This is a genomic window from Natronosalvus vescus, from assembly GCF_023973145.1.
Lineage (GTDB): Archaea > Halobacteriota > Halobacteria > Halobacteriales > Natrialbaceae > Natronosalvus > Natronosalvus vescus.
The window spans coordinates 2705031-2720700 of sequence record NZ_CP099546.1 but is presented as its reverse complement, the minus strand read 5'-3'; the positions used below and the strand labels follow the sequence as shown (position 1 = coordinate 2720700).

General features: G+C 62.9%; 16 protein-coding genes. 6 read left to right on the top strand and 10 right to left on the bottom strand.

Features of this window, described 5'->3' with window-relative positions; translation table 11 throughout:
* Positions 1-227 precede the first annotated feature (227 nt).
* Positions 228-614, top strand: coding sequence for a hypothetical protein (locus NGM68_RS13075; RefSeq protein ID WP_252698681.1), 387 nt, complete (start codon positions 228-230; stop codon positions 612-614).
* A gap of 11 nt (positions 615-625) precedes the next feature.
* Here NGM68_RS13075 and NGM68_RS13070 read toward each other — a convergent pair whose 3' ends face one another.
* A complete protein-coding gene (locus tag NGM68_RS13070; RefSeq protein WP_252698680.1) occupies positions 626-1030 on the bottom strand; it encodes a DUF2267 domain-containing protein in 405 nt (134 codons plus the stop codon).
* A gap of 185 nt (positions 1031-1215) precedes the next feature.
* On the opposite strand from NGM68_RS13070, the gene NGM68_RS13065 reads away from it, so the two are divergent.
* On the top strand, positions 1216-1674 hold the full coding sequence (locus tag NGM68_RS13065; protein ID WP_252698679.1) for a universal stress protein: 459 nt from the start codon (positions 1216-1218) through the stop codon (positions 1672-1674).
* A gap of 168 nt (positions 1675-1842) precedes the next feature.
* Here NGM68_RS13065 and NGM68_RS13060 read toward each other — a convergent pair whose 3' ends face one another.
* The 4 genes from NGM68_RS13060 to NGM68_RS13045 all read right to left on the bottom strand — a co-directional run bounded on the left by NGM68_RS13060 (position 1843) and on the right by NGM68_RS13045 (position 6677).
* Positions 1843-3708, bottom strand: coding sequence for an SLC13 family permease (locus NGM68_RS13060; RefSeq protein ID WP_252698678.1), 1866 nt, complete (start codon positions 3706-3708; stop codon positions 1843-1845).
* A gap of 115 nt (positions 3709-3823) precedes the next feature.
* The gene (locus NGM68_RS13055) at positions 3824-4294 is read right to left on the bottom strand and encodes a universal stress protein (RefSeq protein ID WP_252698677.1); all 471 of its coding nucleotides are present in this window, start codon (positions 4292-4294) and stop codon (positions 3824-3826) included.
* 138 nt (positions 4295-4432) lie between these two features.
* Entirely contained in the window at positions 4433-5260 is an 828-nt protein-coding gene (locus NGM68_RS13050; RefSeq protein WP_252698676.1) for a universal stress protein, read from the bottom strand.
* Entirely contained in the window at positions 5253-6677 is a 1425-nt protein-coding gene (locus NGM68_RS13045; protein ID WP_252698675.1) for an APC family permease, read from the bottom strand. The genes NGM68_RS13050 and NGM68_RS13045 overlap by 8 nt, the downstream gene beginning before the upstream one ends.
* Positions 6678-6822: 145 nt before the next feature.
* Between NGM68_RS13045 and NGM68_RS13040 the strand changes: the two genes are divergently transcribed.
* The gene (locus NGM68_RS13040) at positions 6823-7221 is read left to right on the top strand and encodes a universal stress protein (RefSeq protein WP_252698674.1); all 399 of its coding nucleotides are present in this window, start codon (positions 6823-6825) and stop codon (positions 7219-7221) included.
* 95 nt (positions 7222-7316) lie between these two features.
* On the opposite strand, the gene NGM68_RS13035 is transcribed toward NGM68_RS13040, so the two are convergent.
* Positions 7317-8201, bottom strand: coding sequence for a universal stress protein (locus tag NGM68_RS13035; protein WP_305884210.1), 885 nt, complete (start codon positions 8199-8201; stop codon positions 7317-7319).
* A 328-nt stretch (positions 8202-8529) separates the two neighbouring features.
* Here NGM68_RS13035 and NGM68_RS13030 point away from each other — a divergent pair, with 328 nt between their 5' ends.
* Positions 8530-9399: a universal stress protein gene (locus tag NGM68_RS13030; protein ID WP_252698672.1), complete on the top strand. Its 870-nt coding sequence runs from the start codon at positions 8530-8532 to the stop codon at positions 9397-9399.
* A 155-nt stretch (positions 9400-9554) separates the two neighbouring features.
* Here the strand turns inward: NGM68_RS13030 and NGM68_RS13025 are convergent, their stop codons facing one another.
* The 3 genes from NGM68_RS13025 to NGM68_RS13015 all read right to left on the bottom strand — a co-directional run bounded on the left by NGM68_RS13025 (position 9555) and on the right by NGM68_RS13015 (position 12714).
* Positions 9555-11405, bottom strand: coding sequence for a cation:proton antiporter domain-containing protein (locus NGM68_RS13025; RefSeq protein ID WP_252701428.1), 1851 nt, complete (start codon positions 11403-11405; stop codon positions 9555-9557).
* Between the two features lie 130 nt (positions 11406-11535).
* Positions 11536-12561, bottom strand: a complete 1026-nt coding sequence (locus NGM68_RS13020; RefSeq protein ID WP_252698671.1) for a sulfite exporter TauE/SafE family protein — start codon at positions 12559-12561, stop codon at positions 11536-11538.
* A gap of 3 nt (positions 12562-12564) precedes the next feature.
* Positions 12565-12714 (bottom strand): DUF7512 family protein, encoded by a 150-nt coding sequence (locus tag NGM68_RS13015; RefSeq protein ID WP_252698670.1) that lies wholly within the window; start codon positions 12712-12714, stop codon positions 12565-12567.
* Between the two features lie 514 nt (positions 12715-13228).
* On the opposite strand from NGM68_RS13015, the gene NGM68_RS13010 reads away from it, so the two are divergent.
* Positions 13229-14074 (top strand): universal stress protein, encoded by an 846-nt coding sequence (locus NGM68_RS13010; protein WP_252698669.1) that lies wholly within the window; start codon positions 13229-13231, stop codon positions 14072-14074.
* A 263-nt stretch (positions 14075-14337) separates the two neighbouring features.
* The gene (locus NGM68_RS13005) at positions 14338-15135 is read left to right on the top strand and encodes a ZIP family metal transporter (protein WP_252698668.1); all 798 of its coding nucleotides are present in this window, start codon (positions 14338-14340) and stop codon (positions 15133-15135) included.
* Positions 15136-15288: 153 nt separating this feature from the next.
* On the opposite strand, the gene NGM68_RS13000 is transcribed toward NGM68_RS13005, so the two are convergent.
* A complete protein-coding gene (locus NGM68_RS13000) occupies positions 15289-15636 on the bottom strand; it encodes an SHOCT domain-containing protein (protein WP_252698667.1) in 348 nt (115 codons plus the stop codon).
* Positions 15637-15670 lie beyond the last annotated feature (34 nt).

The window sequence follows — 15670 nt, the reverse complement described above, 5'->3', positions numbered from 1 at the left end:
TAGCCACTGCACGTCATTGCCCACCTGATCGCCAGACGTATCGTCGATCAGTGTGTGAATCGTATCAGTTGTTACTATAGCGCACCGACGCCAGGGGATACCGATGATTTTCGACGTCGTCAGACCCACATATCACGATCAGAACGATTATCCCATCACCCAAGCTACACATCGTAGAGCCAGCGATGCGAAGACGGACGCTACTCACTTCATTCGGAGGTCTGGGGATGGGGGTCGTTGCCGGGTGCCTGGATGAGGAACCGGAGCCGAAGCCGGAGCCACGCATCGAGTATCTCGAGATCCAGAACCACCGTCACGACGAGGGCGACGTGTTCACCGTTCTCATTACGGAACACGGAGAGACGGTATTCGAAGATCACGTCGAACTGGCCGCAGGTGACCCACGAGAGAGCGTCGTCCTGTACGAGGATCCGGTCGTCGAACCTGGGGACTACGAGGTCGTCGTCGAGGTCGCCGAACACAAGGCGAGCGTCGAGACGAAACAGGTGGTCTCGCCGGAGGAGGACTGTCTCTACCTCGACTTCTACCTCGGGTCAACGACCCTCCACGTGGAGTATACCACCTGGCCGTGCGATAGCGATGCTACCGACTGACGGAACAGCAGTCACTGGCTGGTTCTACCGCCGTCCGCTGTCTCGACGAGTTCGAACAACTGCTCGTAGTCGTCCGGAAGCTGGGCACGAACCTTTTCGAGGTTCCCGGCGGGTACCACGCTCGCGACGAGTGCGAGCACCTCCTGAGTGTGATAGTTTGCGTCCGACCGATCCACGCCCTCGCGTTTACTCACCCGCTCGAGGAACTCCTGGTAGTCGAATCGCTGGCCGTGGTCGGCCGCGACGAGGTAGTGGTCGATCTCCATCGGCAATGGGCTGGCGAGATCGGTCGCCTCCCCTTCCTGTAACCGTTCCCCGAGAGTTGTCAGGACGGCACGACAGGCGCGAACGGCCTGGCCGAACTGGGCGTACTCGAGTCGGTGCTGTACCTCGCCTACGAATTCTTTGTAGTTCATCGGTAATCACTCCGGTAACTCGTGAATATCGCACGCACTGTCGTCGTGCAATGCGAGTAGTGGAACGACACCAAAGACGCACAAAAGCCATTGGCGTGCGCCTGACGGGTATCAGGACGCCGGGTTACGAACATCGACAGATCGCCGGCTAGTCTTTTGCACCCTCGTGTGGTAGGATCCCGTCCATGACTGACACCATACTCGTCCCCATCGATGGCTCGCCGCTGTCAACACGGGCCCTCGAGTACGCCTTCGAGGCCCACGATGAACCGACAGTCGTTGCTATTCACGTGCTCGATCCGTTCGATCCGGGGTATAGCTCTGTGACCGACGTCGACGTTCGGAACGAACCTCGACACGGCTCCGAAGAGTGGTACGAACGGGCTCGCGAGGAGGAAGCGCGTCTCTTCGAACAGGCCCGCGAGACCGCGGCGGGATACGACGGCGAGCTGGTGACCGAGCGGGTCGACGGCGAGCCGGCTCGGACGATCGTCGAGTACGCAGAGGAGCACGACGTCGACCATATTGTCATGGGGAGTCATGGCCGAACTGGTGAAACCCGTTTACTCCTCGGTAGCGTTGCGGAGCTGGTCGTCATGCGATCGCCCGTGACGGTGACGATCGTCAGAGCGGACGACGCCTGACCGACGACCTCGTATCGTGACCCACCAGAAGTCACCCTCGAACTCGTTCCGGCGACCGAGTGGTCGCCAACGACTCGAGATTCCCGGTTACCTACCGCACCGTCTCGAGTTGAGTATCTCGGTTCCGTGGTCGTCCTCGATTCCATCTTGACTCCCCGCCTCGAGCCGTCACACGCCCCAGATGAACACGATACCGAGCGTGGTGACGACCGTGAGGATCAGTTGGAGCGGCAGGCCCAACCGAGCGAAGTCCGTGAACTTGTACCCACCTGGCCCGTACACCATCAGATTCGTCTGATAGCCGACCGGAGTGAGCAGGGGCGTACTCGCCGCGAACGTGACGGCGAGCACGAACGCGTACGGATCGGCACCGACCCGTGCCGCGGCATCGAACGCAATCGGAATCATGAGGACGACGCTCGCGTTGTTGCTCAACAACTCGGTCATAAGCGCCGTGAAGAGATAGAACAATCCCAGTACGATCACGATGTGTAACCCGGCGACGCCCATCACGGCGTTGCCGGCGAGAAACGCCGCTGCCCCGGTGCGCTCCATCGCGATCCCGAGCGGGATCAATCCGGCGAGTAAGAAGATCACGCTCCAGTCGACCGCCCCGTAGATCTCGCGTGGATCGAGGACGCCGGTACCGACCATCGCCACCGCGCCGGCGATCGAGGTGAGCAAAATTGGAAAGATCTCGAGGGCGGCGATACCGACGACACCAGCGATGATGGCGAGTGCGAGCGGAAGTTTCGATCGGCGGTAGGTCGGTCGCGTGTACTCACCGGCAACGATAACGTTCCGGTCGCGGTTCAACCGCTCGAGCGCATCCTTGCTCAGCCGTACCAGGAGCGAGTCACCGCCCCGAAGCGGGCGCTGCTCCATTCGGGTGTGAACGATGGCCGTTCCACGGCGAATTGCGAGGACGGTCGCATCGAATCGCTGTCGAAAATTCGACGTGGCGAGCGTTTCCTCGGCCAGCGTCCCGTCGGGAGCGATGACAATCTCCGCGAGAATCTGTGGGGTCGATCGTTCCCCCGGCGTCGATCGTGTCTCGAGGTCGGTGTCGGAAACGGATGTCTGCGGGAGGAGTTCGAGACCCGGCGTCCGGTCGACCTCGAGGATAGCGTCGCGTCCAGCCCGAACGAGCAGGACGTCGTTCGACTGGAGTGTCTTTTCCTCGATCGACCCGCCGAATGTGTCCGCACCGCGGACGAGTGTGACCGCGTCCAGGTCGACATCGAGTTCGGTCAGCACCTCGAGGATGGTTTTGCCGGTCATGGGCGACTCCTCGGGGACGGTGATCTCGGTGAGGTACGCCGTCATGTCGAACTCGTCGATCAGTTCGGTCGTGGGCTCGACCCGTTCCGGGAGGAGGAGCGGAGCGGCGAAAAGCAGGTAAATCGATCCCGAGACGAGCACGAGCGCGCCGAGGGCGGTAAACTCGAACATCGAAAAGGGACGGCCGAGATACTCGGGGCGAGCGACGATGTCGCTGGCGAGGATGTTCGTCGACGTCCCGATCAGTGTGAGCATTCCGCCCATCATCGACGCGAACGACAGCGGAATCAGCAGCCTGGATGGGGACGTTCCGGTTCGTGCGGCGAGGTCGTTCGCGACGGGGATCAGGAGCGCGACGACCGGCGTGTTGTTAATGAAGCCCGCGGACACCCCCGAGACGCCGATCATCGAACCGAGTTGACGACGGGGGCTGGTGCCAGCGAAGGCGGCGAGTTGCTCGCCCAGCGACTGGATTGCCCCCGTTCGGCGAACACCCTCGCTCAGGACGAACATCATCAACACGGTGATCGTCGCCGGACTCGAGAAGCCCGAAACCCCCTCCTCAGCCGTGATCGTCGTCCAGGGCTCGAGGACGACGAGCGCGACGACGACCAGCAGTGCCGTGATATCGAGCGGGATTGGTTGGGTGACAAAGAGGACGATCGCGATGGCGATGATCGCGAAGACGACGAGCATCTCCGGGGAGAGCGCTGGCACCTCGTCAGTCTGCTGACGAAGAACGACGAGATTCATCAAGACGGCCGGGAACACAGCTCTGTCGCTGCTACCACGACCGAAAATAAAAAGATTCGATCGAATTGCACGCACCGAACGGGCTGTGCCACCGAAGGAGTTCCGCGGGAACGGGTTATCGTTCGGCTTCAGGAACGACGACGACGGGAACCGACGAGGTTCGGATAACGCGATCAGCCGTGCTCCCGAGCAACGCCTCCGTAATCGGCCCATGGGAAGATCTACCGAGGACGATCAGGTCGACGTCGTGGTTCTCGGCGAACCGGCGGATCACGTCCCCGGGTCGTCCGCGTCGGATCGTCCCGTTCACCTCGACCGTGTGGCTGTCGTATTCGGCGACGATGTCGTCGACGAGGCGACGTTTGGTCTGCTCGAGTTCGTCCACCGTCTCGACGTCGAAGGTCATCGGGGTGCCGTCGGGGTCGAGGACGGAGAGGACGGACACGGACGCGTCGTATCGTTCGGCGAGCGAGAGCGCACGGCCGAGGGCCCGTCTGGCCGTGTCGCTTCCGTCGACGCCGACGAGGATACTCTCGACGTCGTCGGCCGTGTCTCCGTCAGCGTTCGAGTCGTCCGTGGTGTGCATGCTCACCTCCACGTACGAAGACAGCGGGGTTAACAGTTGGTGGGTTCGCGTGACTCCATCGGGGCCGTCCAGTCAATCGACTCACCGTCCACCAGTTCCGTTACGACCACCATCGTCGGTGGTTTCATTTTTGCTGTTTCAGTGGGTGTCGACGGTGTTCTCGTCGCTCCTGTCCTCGTCGAACGCGTCGGCCGTCTCCTCGAGGTCGTCGACGCGATCCTCGCGTTCGTCCGCATCCATCTCGAGGAATCGGCGACGAACGACCAGGACGGGGTTGACGGTCTGGGTCGCGACGGCCGTCGACGGGTCGCCGAAGAGTCGATCGCGGATCGACGGCTGGCTTTCGCCCATGATGATGAAATCGTGGTCGTCGGCGACCTCGACGATCGTCTCGAGTGGATCGTCGGCGACGACGTTCATCGGTTCGATTCGGTTCGCTTCGATCCCTTCGGCCTCGAGCATCGCAGCGGCGTCGTCCAACAGCGCCCGTGCTTCCGACTGTTCGTCTTCGGTCGCCGAGACGTGAAAGAGGGTGACCCGGGCGTCGCTGGCGGCCAGGATCGCCCCGACGAGCCTGGTGATGGGTGTGGCGATGAGGTCGCCCCTGAGTGGGAGCAACACGCGCTCGAGTCGCGGTGCGGGGTTGAGCAAGACGACGGCATCGCACTCGAGTTCGGCAGCGATCCGCTCGAACGTTTTCATCGCGTCGTGGGTAAACACCAGTCGCGTCGCGACAGTACCACCGGCGTCCTCGAACGCCCTCACGAGCTCGTCGAGTTCGCGCTGGGCTTTCTCCTCGAACTGCATTCGAGCCTGGCCTGGGGCGGTCTGTTCGGGCACCTCGTGGTAGCCGAGTAAGACGACGGGAACCGACGAGAGCACCTCGATGAGCGTCTCGGGAATCGCCTGCCCGCGAAGGATCTCGACGGGGACGAGCACGCGGTGGGGACGCTCCGGCTCAGTCATCGGTCTCACCTCGTTTGAGATGAACGTCTCGAGCATAATAGGCGTACCACCCGAGCGCCGCGAGCATGATGGCAACGCCCACCCAGCGAGACGTCGGCTGCATAAACGCGATGAGGCCGAAACTCGAGACCGCGCCGACGACGGGCACGGCCGGGTAGCCGGGGATGATGAAGTCGGGTTCGTACCAATCTGGGTCTCGACGGCGTAGGACGATCAGTGCCACACAGATCAGGCCGTACATGACGAGGTGAAGAAACGAGGCGACCTCCGCGAGCAGTTCGGTCTGGCCGGTTCCGACGAGCACGATGACGGGGCCGCCGACGAGCGCGAGGGCGATGTGGGGCGTCCCGTAGCGCAGGTTGATCCGACTGGCTTCCCGAGGGACGATCAGATCGCGACTGAGCGCGTACAGCGCTCGAGACGCGGAGAGAATCGATGCGTTCGCGCTCGAGAGCGTCGCGAGCAGGCCGGCGAGGAGGATAGCGACGGCGCCGGGGAGACCGAAGAACTCGCGAGCAACCTCGACGATCGCGGTCTCGCCGGCGGCCTCGAGCGCGTCGCTGCCGATGGCGCTCGTGGCGACAAAGATCGTGAGGACGTAAAACACACCGACGATCACGACCGAACCGACCATCGCCAGTGGCAGGTTCCGCCCGGGATCAGTAATTTCTCCGGCGACCGTCGCAACCTGTGCGAACCCGAGATACGAGGTAAACACGAGCGCAGCCGTCGTCATGATCGGGACGTAGCCGGCCGGCGCGAACTGCTCGGGAACCGTCTCCCGCCCGAACACGCCGACCGCATCGAGGAGACCGTAGAATAGAAACACACTCAACAACAGGAGCAAGGTACCGACGACGACGTTCTGGAGGGCCGCCGTGTTTTCGGTTCCAGTCATACTCATCGCCGTCAACCCGATCCCGACGACGATGCCGAGGGCGACGACCATCGACCCGCCGCCAACGGCCACGCCCGCCTCCGCGAGGGTTGCTACCGCGTACTCGCCGAGTCCGACGAGATAAAACGCCGACGCGAAGACGAGGCCGAGCCAGAGACTGATGCCGACGATGGCCCCAAACACGGCCCCCATGCCGCGGGAGATGAAGTAGTAGCCGCCGCCGCTTCTCGGCATGGCTGTCGCCAGTTCTGCGGTCGGCAGCGCGACGAGCAACGCGATCACGGCTCCGATGGCGAACGAGGCGGCCGCGGCCGGCCCGGCTCGCCCGGCGGCGAGACCTGGAAAGACGAAAATGCCGGCACCGATCATGGTTCCGACGCCAATCGAGAGGCCACCGGCGAGGCCGATGGTTCGCTCGAGTTCCGCACCACCCTCGTGTCGAGTCGCGTCTGCGGTGACGGTACCGGTATCGGTGCCGGTATTAGCCTCGGCGTCTACCGGCGGCCCATCGGCTGTCATAGTCGAGGTGTTTTCGCTCGAGCGATAAAAGCGCTGACCTCGAGCGCTGGGGACGGGTTTCTCGTTCACCCAAGCGACCCCCCGATTCTTCCACCTGGAAAACTGAACTGTAGATATATACGAATTGACTGTGACTGTGTCCAGTATGGCCACAGTACTACTTGCCGTCGATCACGACGAAGACCGAGCCGTAGCCCAGGCCGACTCGCTTCTCGGCCTCGATCTCGAGCCAGCCGCCACACACGTTCGAATCGTCCACGTGTTCACGGACAACCCGGAGGGTGCCTCAGTCACCCAGATCGGGGCCGTCCGCCGAGCGAAAGAGCGCCTCGAGGGAACGGACTTCGAAGTGAGCGTCGAAGGGCAAAGCGGCGAGCCAGCCGACGAGATCCTGGCGGCCGCAGAGGTACACGATGCGGACGTGATCTCCATCGCGGGCCGCAAACGAACGCCTGCTGGCAAGGCGCTGTTCGGCAGCGTCGCCCAGAACGTGTTCCTCAACACCGAGCGACCTGTGTTGCTGTGTAGTGCGAACGATAGGTGATCGGGCGGCTCGCTCTCATCCGGGCATCGATTCTCGACACCCGAGTAACGGCAGTAACACTCGACACTCGAGGGACGACACCAACACGGTCACGATCACCTGACCGTCAACACCGGCACCGACGACCGTCGGACGACACGGGCGGTCGTACTGCCGAGCAACCGATCGGCGTCGACCGGTTGCCCCCGGGTTCCCAGTGCCTGGCCCCGCGTCCCCATCACGAGCAGGTCGGCGTCGACGGCCGAGGCGTACTCGAGCAGTTTCGACGCAGGCTGGCCCCGGCGAACGTCGGTTTTCGCGCTGAGGTCGCGATCTCGAGCCATCTCGGCGATGGACGACGTGGCGTTTTCTCCACCCTCTTTGAGCAACCCGACGATACTCCGTGGTGCATCCTCGAGTTCGTACGTCGTCGTATCGACCACGTAGACGACGTGGACGGTCGCGTCGGTTCCCTCGGCGACGTCGAGTGCGGTGGCGGCAGCGCGCTCGGCTGCGTCACTGCCGTCGGTCGGGATCACGATCCGGTCGTACGATGCGTCGCCTCCCTCCGCTTCGAGGGGAACCGACACCACGGGAACGTCGGAGAGCATGATGACCCGTTCGGTCGTACTCCCCAGGCGAACTCGTTCTGCTCCGGTTCGACCGTGTGTTCCCATCACGATCAGGTCGACGGCCTGCTCCTCGGCGTACTCGAGGATCGCCGTGTGTGGTGCCCCTTCGCGAACCTCCCGAACGCTCCTGAAGCCCTGCTCGTCCGCGGCGTTCTCGATTCGGACGGTCGCCTCCTGCCCCCGTTTTTCCGACGCGTCCGCGAGCGTGTCGCGGCTCTCGGCGTCGAGTGCAGGCGTCTCGAGGTCGCCGTCGACGACGTACAGCGCGTGGATGGTCGCGTCGTCCACTCGAGCCAGTTCGAGTGCGTGGGCGATCGGTGCCTCGGCACTGGTGCTGCCGTCTGTCGGGACGAGTATGGATCCGAACACACCAGTTGTACGCACCGTGTCGTCAAGAAGACCCATCGTACGACCACGAACGACTGACAGTCACCGATCGTTACCCATCGATGGGAGGAAGAATCGTCCGACTACCCACCGCTCATCGGCCGCCAATGTAGTCCATATCTATAGTGTTAACAAAGCGGACGGCCGACTCGTCCCGATGTCAAAGGACGTGTCTCGAGTTCCAATTCCCGTATTCAGGAAGCGTGTTGACAAAACGCAGAACGTGGCGTCACTCCTGGGTCGAGAGTGCTCTCCCGGTCGGTGAGAAGGAGTTATTACCTATAAACGAACCGAGCACGTATTAATAGTCATGACATCGCGTTCGGACACCGAGGAAACGATACTCGTCCCCGTCGCCAACGCAGAAACGGCGGCGCGACAACTGGACACCGCGATCGATATCGCCTGTGACCGATCAGCCAGCATCCTCTTGTTGTTCGTCCTCGACGTGCCGTCACAGCTCTCACTCGCCGACGGCCGTCGTTACCTGCTCGAGGACGACGACGAGCGGATGCTCGAGGAGGCCGTTCACCGCGTAGAATCCCAGGGTGTGCCCGTCGAAAGCCGGATCCGAATCGCCCGCGGGGTCGCGACGGGAATCGTCGGTGCAGTGGACGAACACGACGTCGACACAATTTTGCTGGGGTGGCGCGGCCGGCCACCCCGAGAGGACATTATCCTCGGAAACCACCTCGACCGAGTGCTTCGAAGTGCCGAGTGCGACGTCCTCGTCCAGCGAATCAAACTCCCGAGACCGGACGTCGACCGCATCCTGGTGCCGGTCGCCGGAGGGCCACACAGCGCGTTCGCTGCCGAAACGGCAGCAGCGATCGCTCGGCAGAACGACGCGTCGGTGACGCTGTTGCACGTTCACGACGAATCGGATTCCGATGGTACCGTCGAAGACGCAGAAGCGCTGCTCGAGGAGACCCGAGGACAGGTCAGCGACGTCGCATCCGTCGAGACGGCACTCGTCGAAAGCGATGCGGTCACCGGAACGATCACCGACTGGACAACCGACCACGACGTGACCGTGATGGGTGTCTCTCGAGGCGGACTCGTGCAGCGAAAACTCCTCGGCACCGTCTCGGAAGCCGTCGGTCGACACGCGGCGGGGTCGGTGATCCTCGCGAAGCGGTACGATCCCGTCCCGTCGCGTCTACGCCGGCTCCTGCCGTAAGGAGCTCCCGTTCCGACGTGGATCACTCTCTGAGAAGGATCGAGTTTCAGGATTTACGAATCGTGTTTCAGGCTTCACGGTCACCTGCTCGAGCAAAGCGACCCAAGCTGCTCGAGCGAACGGATCGGTAGCGTGCGCTCGGACAGTGTGACCGGTCAGTCGTGCGGGTGGAATCGCTTGACGGCCCGATCGACCGCGCCGACCTGGCCGATGAACGTAACCCGGTCACCCTCCCGGAGTTCGTGGTCACCAGTTGGGACTTCCGTCTCCCCATCCCTGTGAGTCAACAGCCCGGCGATTGTCCCGTCCGGGATCTCCGAGTTGAGGTCGGCAATCGACTTCCCGACCAGATCCTCGGCCGTGACCTCGATCTCCTGGACGTCTCCGGTTCGACCGAGTTCGTTCATCCACGCCGACAGCGACGGCCGCTCGAGCACGTTCTCGAGCGACCAGGCGGTCGCCATCGAGAGGTCGATCGCATGGACGCCAAGCGATTCGAAGGCGCCGACGTTGTCGGGCTGGTTGACCCGCGAGGCGACCTTCTCGACGTCGAAAGTCGTCTTCGCCAGCTGGCAGACCAGCAGGTTGACGTCGTCGTCGGGCGTCGTCGAGATGACCGTCTTCGCGTTGTCGGCACCCGCTTTCTCGAGGACGTCGGCGTCGGTGCCGTCGCCCTCGAGAACCCGGAGTCCGCGTTTGCGCCCGTTCTCGACGGCGTCTGGGTCGTTGTCGATGAGCAGTACGTTTTCTCCATCCTGTTCGAGCCGTTCGGCGAGGGACAGGCCGACCCGTCCCCCACCAACAAGTATCGTGCGCATTGGTGAGACGTTGAGAGTTTGTGCAATCTGTCGGGCGAGCCCAGCCTGGAGGACAACCGTCGCGAAGATGATCAGGAACACGGTTCCGGCCAGCAGCTGGGCCTCCTGTGGCCGACCGAGTGCCTGCAGTTCGACGGCGAACAGCGTCGCGACGCTCGCAGGGATGATCCCCCGTGGGCCGACGGCGCTGAGGAACAGCCGTTCGCTCCGGGTGAACCGTTCGTTCGTCGTCGATAGGTAGATCACGATGGGCCGGAGCACCAACGTGATCGCGACGACGACAGCGAGGCCGGCAAGACCGAGCTGGATGATGTCCCCGAAGTCGATCAGCGCTGCCAGCGCGACGAAGACGAACGAGAGGACGACCACCGAGAGGTCGTCCAGGAAGTCGATCACGGCCTCGTGGTGGGGCAGGTCGACGTTCCCGAGGGCGAACCCGGCCATCGCTGCAGCGGCGATACCTGTTTCGCTGGCGATCACTTCGGCCCCGCCGTAGGCGACGACGATGCCGGCGAGGACGATCATCCGCGCGTGGAGTGGTCCGTTCCCGGGCGCGAGGTTCCCGCGAGTGAGCACCAGCCAGACGACGCCGGCGACGAGCGCCCCGACGCCGAGGCCGACGAGCAATCGCAGGGCGAAGTTGGCGACAAGGTGGGTGAGGCTGCCATCGCCGGCGATCAGCACTTCGAAGACGACGACCACCAGGATCGCGGCGGTCACGTCGTTGATGACACCCTCCCCCTCGAGGACAGAGGCGACGTGATCGCGGACGGTGACGACGTTTAGAATCGGCCCGATGACGGTCGGCCCGGTCGCGATCAACAGCGCCCCGACCAGCAGTCCGACCTCGAGGCTGGTGTCGAGGAAGATGATGACGGCAGCGGCCGTTCCGAGCCAGGTGATCACCGCGCCGACCGTGGTCAACCGTGAGAGTGCAGTCGGACTCTCACGGAGCTTTCCGAGGGTGAGATGATAGCCACCCTCGAAGAGGATGATTGCGACGCTGACGCCGACCACTGCCGAGAGGCCACTGCCGAAGGTGTCCTGTGAGACCAGTCCGAGCACCTCGGGACCGATGACGATCCCGGCGATGATCAGGAACAGCACGCTCGGGATCCGGACGCGGTCGGCGACGACGCGCGAGACGACGCCGAGAGCCAGGATGAGCGCGACGATAGCGACGACCATCATGGCTGCTCACCTGCCTGACGGCGACAACGGTGAGTACGGAAAACTCCGGTTGCGGCGAAGCCGGAAGCCATTGACCCGTCACTCGAGCCACGTGGACGTCGGTGGACGCCTCGGTCGTTGCCGGTCGTCAATCGGTATCCCCCGCTGACGCGGTCGATTTCACGTCCGTCGTTCGAATCGCTTTGGTACCGTAGAAGAGGATCACGGCCGTCACGAACGCCGAGGAACCGACGAGCAGGACGAAACTCAACGAGTCGAGGATCGGCATCTCGAGCCAGGTGGCGAGTTCGCCGAAGGCGACGCCAACGCTCGCGAGGAGGAGCATGATCCCGAAGTAGATCGTGACGTCGTCCTCGTCGACGTAGGCCGTCAGCGCTGAGCCGATACGAGCGCCCAGGGCGCTCCCGGCCAGCAGGGCCGTCACGACGCCGAGGTCGACGAAGCCGCCGAGCCCGTAGGTGAACGCCCCGACAGCACCGGACATGAGCGCGCCAAAGAGGCTCGTGCCAACGGCGGCGGCGAGTGGCACCCCGATCAGGTAGTAGATCGCGGGCATCCGAATGAATCCTCCACCGACGCCGAGAAAGCCCGAGACGAGACCGACACCACCGCCGACGCCCGAGATTGTCCACATCGACGCCTTGCTGCCATCGGTGAGCGTCACCATCGGCGGGATATTGTAGGATTTGATCGTCTTTGCAATCTCGGGGATTTCGTCGGCGTCGTGCGTTCCGTCGCCGTCTTCGGCTGCCGACTGGTTGCGCGCGCTCCGGATGAACAACACGCCGATCGCACCGAGCAACAGCACGTAGGCCGTCCCGATGACGACCTCCGCTCGTCCGAGGGACTCCAGGAAGAAGACGACGTACTTCCCGCCCTCGATGCCGAGTGCGATCCCGACGAACATCAGCGCGCCGAGTTTGTAGTCGACCTGTCCGACGTCGTGGTGTTTCATCGTCGCGATGACGGCCGTCCCGAAGACGAACGCCATCGAACTCCCGATCGCCACTGGGGCCGGATAGCCGAGGATCAACAACGCGGGCGTGACCAGGAAGGAGCCACCCATCCCGAAGAACCCGAAGAAGACCCCGACCATGAAGCCGAAGGCGACGAACAGCACCAGCATCTCGATTCCAAGACCAAGTATCGCCATTGCTCAGACCTGCTCGAGGGTTTCGATTACCGGTGGTGCGATGACTCGCTCGATAGCGCCATATCCAGCGTAGAAGCCAACGGCTTCCACGAGGACGAGCACGAGAAGGAGGATTGCCTGTACGTACAACGGGAGCGTGATGACATCGATCATACGTGATCGCCCCGAACCGAACCCGGTTGTGTGTGGCTCATGATTTTCTACTCGTCGTCTACTATTCCGAGAGTGCGTATAACGCTTTTGGGACTGGTGCACAATATTACTGCAGAGAATCACACACCTATCCAACGGGAATATTTCTGTACGTTATGAGAATACAGCCATCGGGTGAACCATCTCGAGCAGTGCTCGAGCGCGCGCCGGATTCCTGTGAGCAGTTCGCACGGTAATACCTGGTCGGATACCACGCTCATGGAAGACGTCGAACCGTCTCTACGAGTGACGATCTACTTGTCACGATTGCGTGGCCAGTAGACGTACACATGCAGTGCTGTTGCGAACTCCGTCCCACCCTGTGAGTTCAGCGTACGTGTACACACCTTTCGGCGACTACACAATTCAGAACCCACCGAGGGCGACCACTTCGAACCGGTACGACAGGCGAGATACCGACCGCCCTGTATTGGGTGAGCCAAACAATATTATACCGTGCGACCATAGGACAGGTATGAAAGCCGTCTGTGCAACCGACCTCTCGGTAGCGAGTGAAGCGACCATCGAGAGCGAAACCTGCCTCGAGTGTCTCGGCCGGATCGGCATCGATGAGATCCACCTGGTAACGGTCATCCCGTCGAACGTCCACGCCGGGATGCCCGGCATCGACTTCGAGGGGCGTCGTCGTCGTGCACTCAAGCGATACCGTCGCGTCATCGAGGACGCCGGCTTCGAGGTCGAAACTCACGTCGTTCGCGGGACGCCACACCGACGAATCGTCGGGATTGCCGAAACGATCGGTGCCAGCCTCACGGTCGTCGGCTCCCGCGGAAAAAGCCCGCTCGAGAATCGCGTGATCGGGTCGACCGCGCGCAACCTCGCGCGGACGACGACGACGCCGTTGCTCGTCAACCGGATCGAACGCGCGGCGGACGATCCCAAGGTGCTCAGAGAACGCCTTTTCCAGCGCGTGCTGTACGCGACGGACTTCTCCGAGAACGCCGAGGCCGCGTTCGAGACGTTTTCGTACCTACGTCACGCGACCCAGGAGGCGATGCTGGTGCACGTCGAGACGCCGAAAGACCCGGGGCTCCCGGAAGACGAAGATCCCGAGGAACAGCTCATAGACCTGGCGACCCGGCTCGAGGAGTGGGGGATCGAGACCCAGACCAAGGTGCGACAGGGCGACCCGGCCGACGAAATCCTCGCCGCGGAGGCGACCTACGAACCCTCGACGATCCTCGTCGGCTCGCGCGGGCACAGCCGCCTGCGCCGGTTGCTCCTCGGCAGCGTCTCCGAAGACATCGTCGCTCGAGCCGAGGGGAATGTCTTGCTCGTGCCGCCCTCCGGAGTCGTCTGAGGGTGAAGTCGGGATCGGAATCGGGCACCCGTGAAACGAACACGGCTCCTCAAATAGCGAGAACGCCGAAGCTGGCACTGGACAGGAACTCGGCCCCCACTGGAACGGCAAATCCTCGCTCGAGTGTAACGGAAACGAGGAGGACGGGCGCCGGAGTGGGGCGATTTCAATACCCCCGGTGATACATAGTGCGAGCGCATACCCGCGTCTTCAGGCGCGGGAGGAGGTCAAGACTTGTTCCACCGCTTCGATAGTTGTACCAGATGGTGCTCCTCGAGAACCTCGCCCTGGTGTTCGTAGCCGGCTTCATCACCGCGCTGGCGACGGGACTGGGAGCGCTCCCGTTTTTCTTCTTCGACGAGATCAGCGACCGCCGAAACGTGTTGTTGTGGGGACTATCTTCGGGGATCATGGTGTCTGCCTCCGTGTTCGGTCTCATCGAGGAGGGGCTCGCCGTAGGGACGCCACTCGAGATCGGTGCCGGCATGGCCGCTGGGGTCTTGCTCGTGGTCGTTGCCCACGACGTGCTCGTAGACGCCGACATCGATCCCCGCGAGTACGAGGAGGCCGATTTCAAAAAGCTCGTCCTCATCCTCGGTATCCTGACCGTCCACAGCTTCCCGGAGGGGATCGCCGTCGGCGTGGCGTTCGCCGATCTCGGTCTCGAGGGTGGGGTGCCCGTCCTCGGGTTCACCGTCCCGCTGCTGGCCGTATTCATGACGGTCGCCATCTCGATTCACAACATTCCGGAGGGGACGGCAATCTCGATCCCGCTGAAGTCGATGGGCGTCGAACGCTGGAAAATGGTCTGGTGGGCAGTCTTCTCGAGCCTCCCGCAACCGATCGGGGCCGTCCTCGCGTTCGGTTTCGTTCGGATCGCTCGCGAGTTCCTCCCATTCGGCTTCGGGTTCGCGGCAGGGGCGATGATCTACCTCGTCCTATCCGAGTTCGTCCCGGAAGCCCTCGACATTGGTAGCGACCTCCCCCACGGCGGGAAACGCGAACTCGTCGCCGGCTTCGCGATCGGCGTGGTGGCAATGCTCCCGCTAACGTTGATCTGATCCCGAAGCGCCCGATAAAGAAACAGACGACGTTTCTCGAGGTGGCGACGGCGTCACAACCGCCTCGAGCAGTTGGCAGAGGGTACCGATCTTGAGCTATTCCACAGCGATTGTACCGTCACCGCCACTGTGAACCGTCCCATCACCACGCCGTCATCTATCTCGCTCCAGTCGCTCACGACGCGTCTCGAACTCCTCGTCGGTGAGATCACCTCGAGCGTACGCCAGGCGCAACTCCTCGAGGGCACTGTCGGTTTCCCGACCGTCCGGCCCTCGAAGCGCGCTGAACAGCAGGTAGCCAATCGCACCGACGACGAGGACGGTGAACAGCCAGCTGCCCATCCAGAACCACGAGCCGGTGCCATTCCACATGCCGCCGTCCCACATGTGCCCGCCACCCATCCCCATTGCCGGCCACAGAAGCACCATAAGCACGATCGGTGCCAGGAAGAGGATCCCAACGATGATAATGATCGTCCGAACGAGGTCATCAGCGGTCATATGCGGCCGTAGTACGGATATGCTGATAAACCTC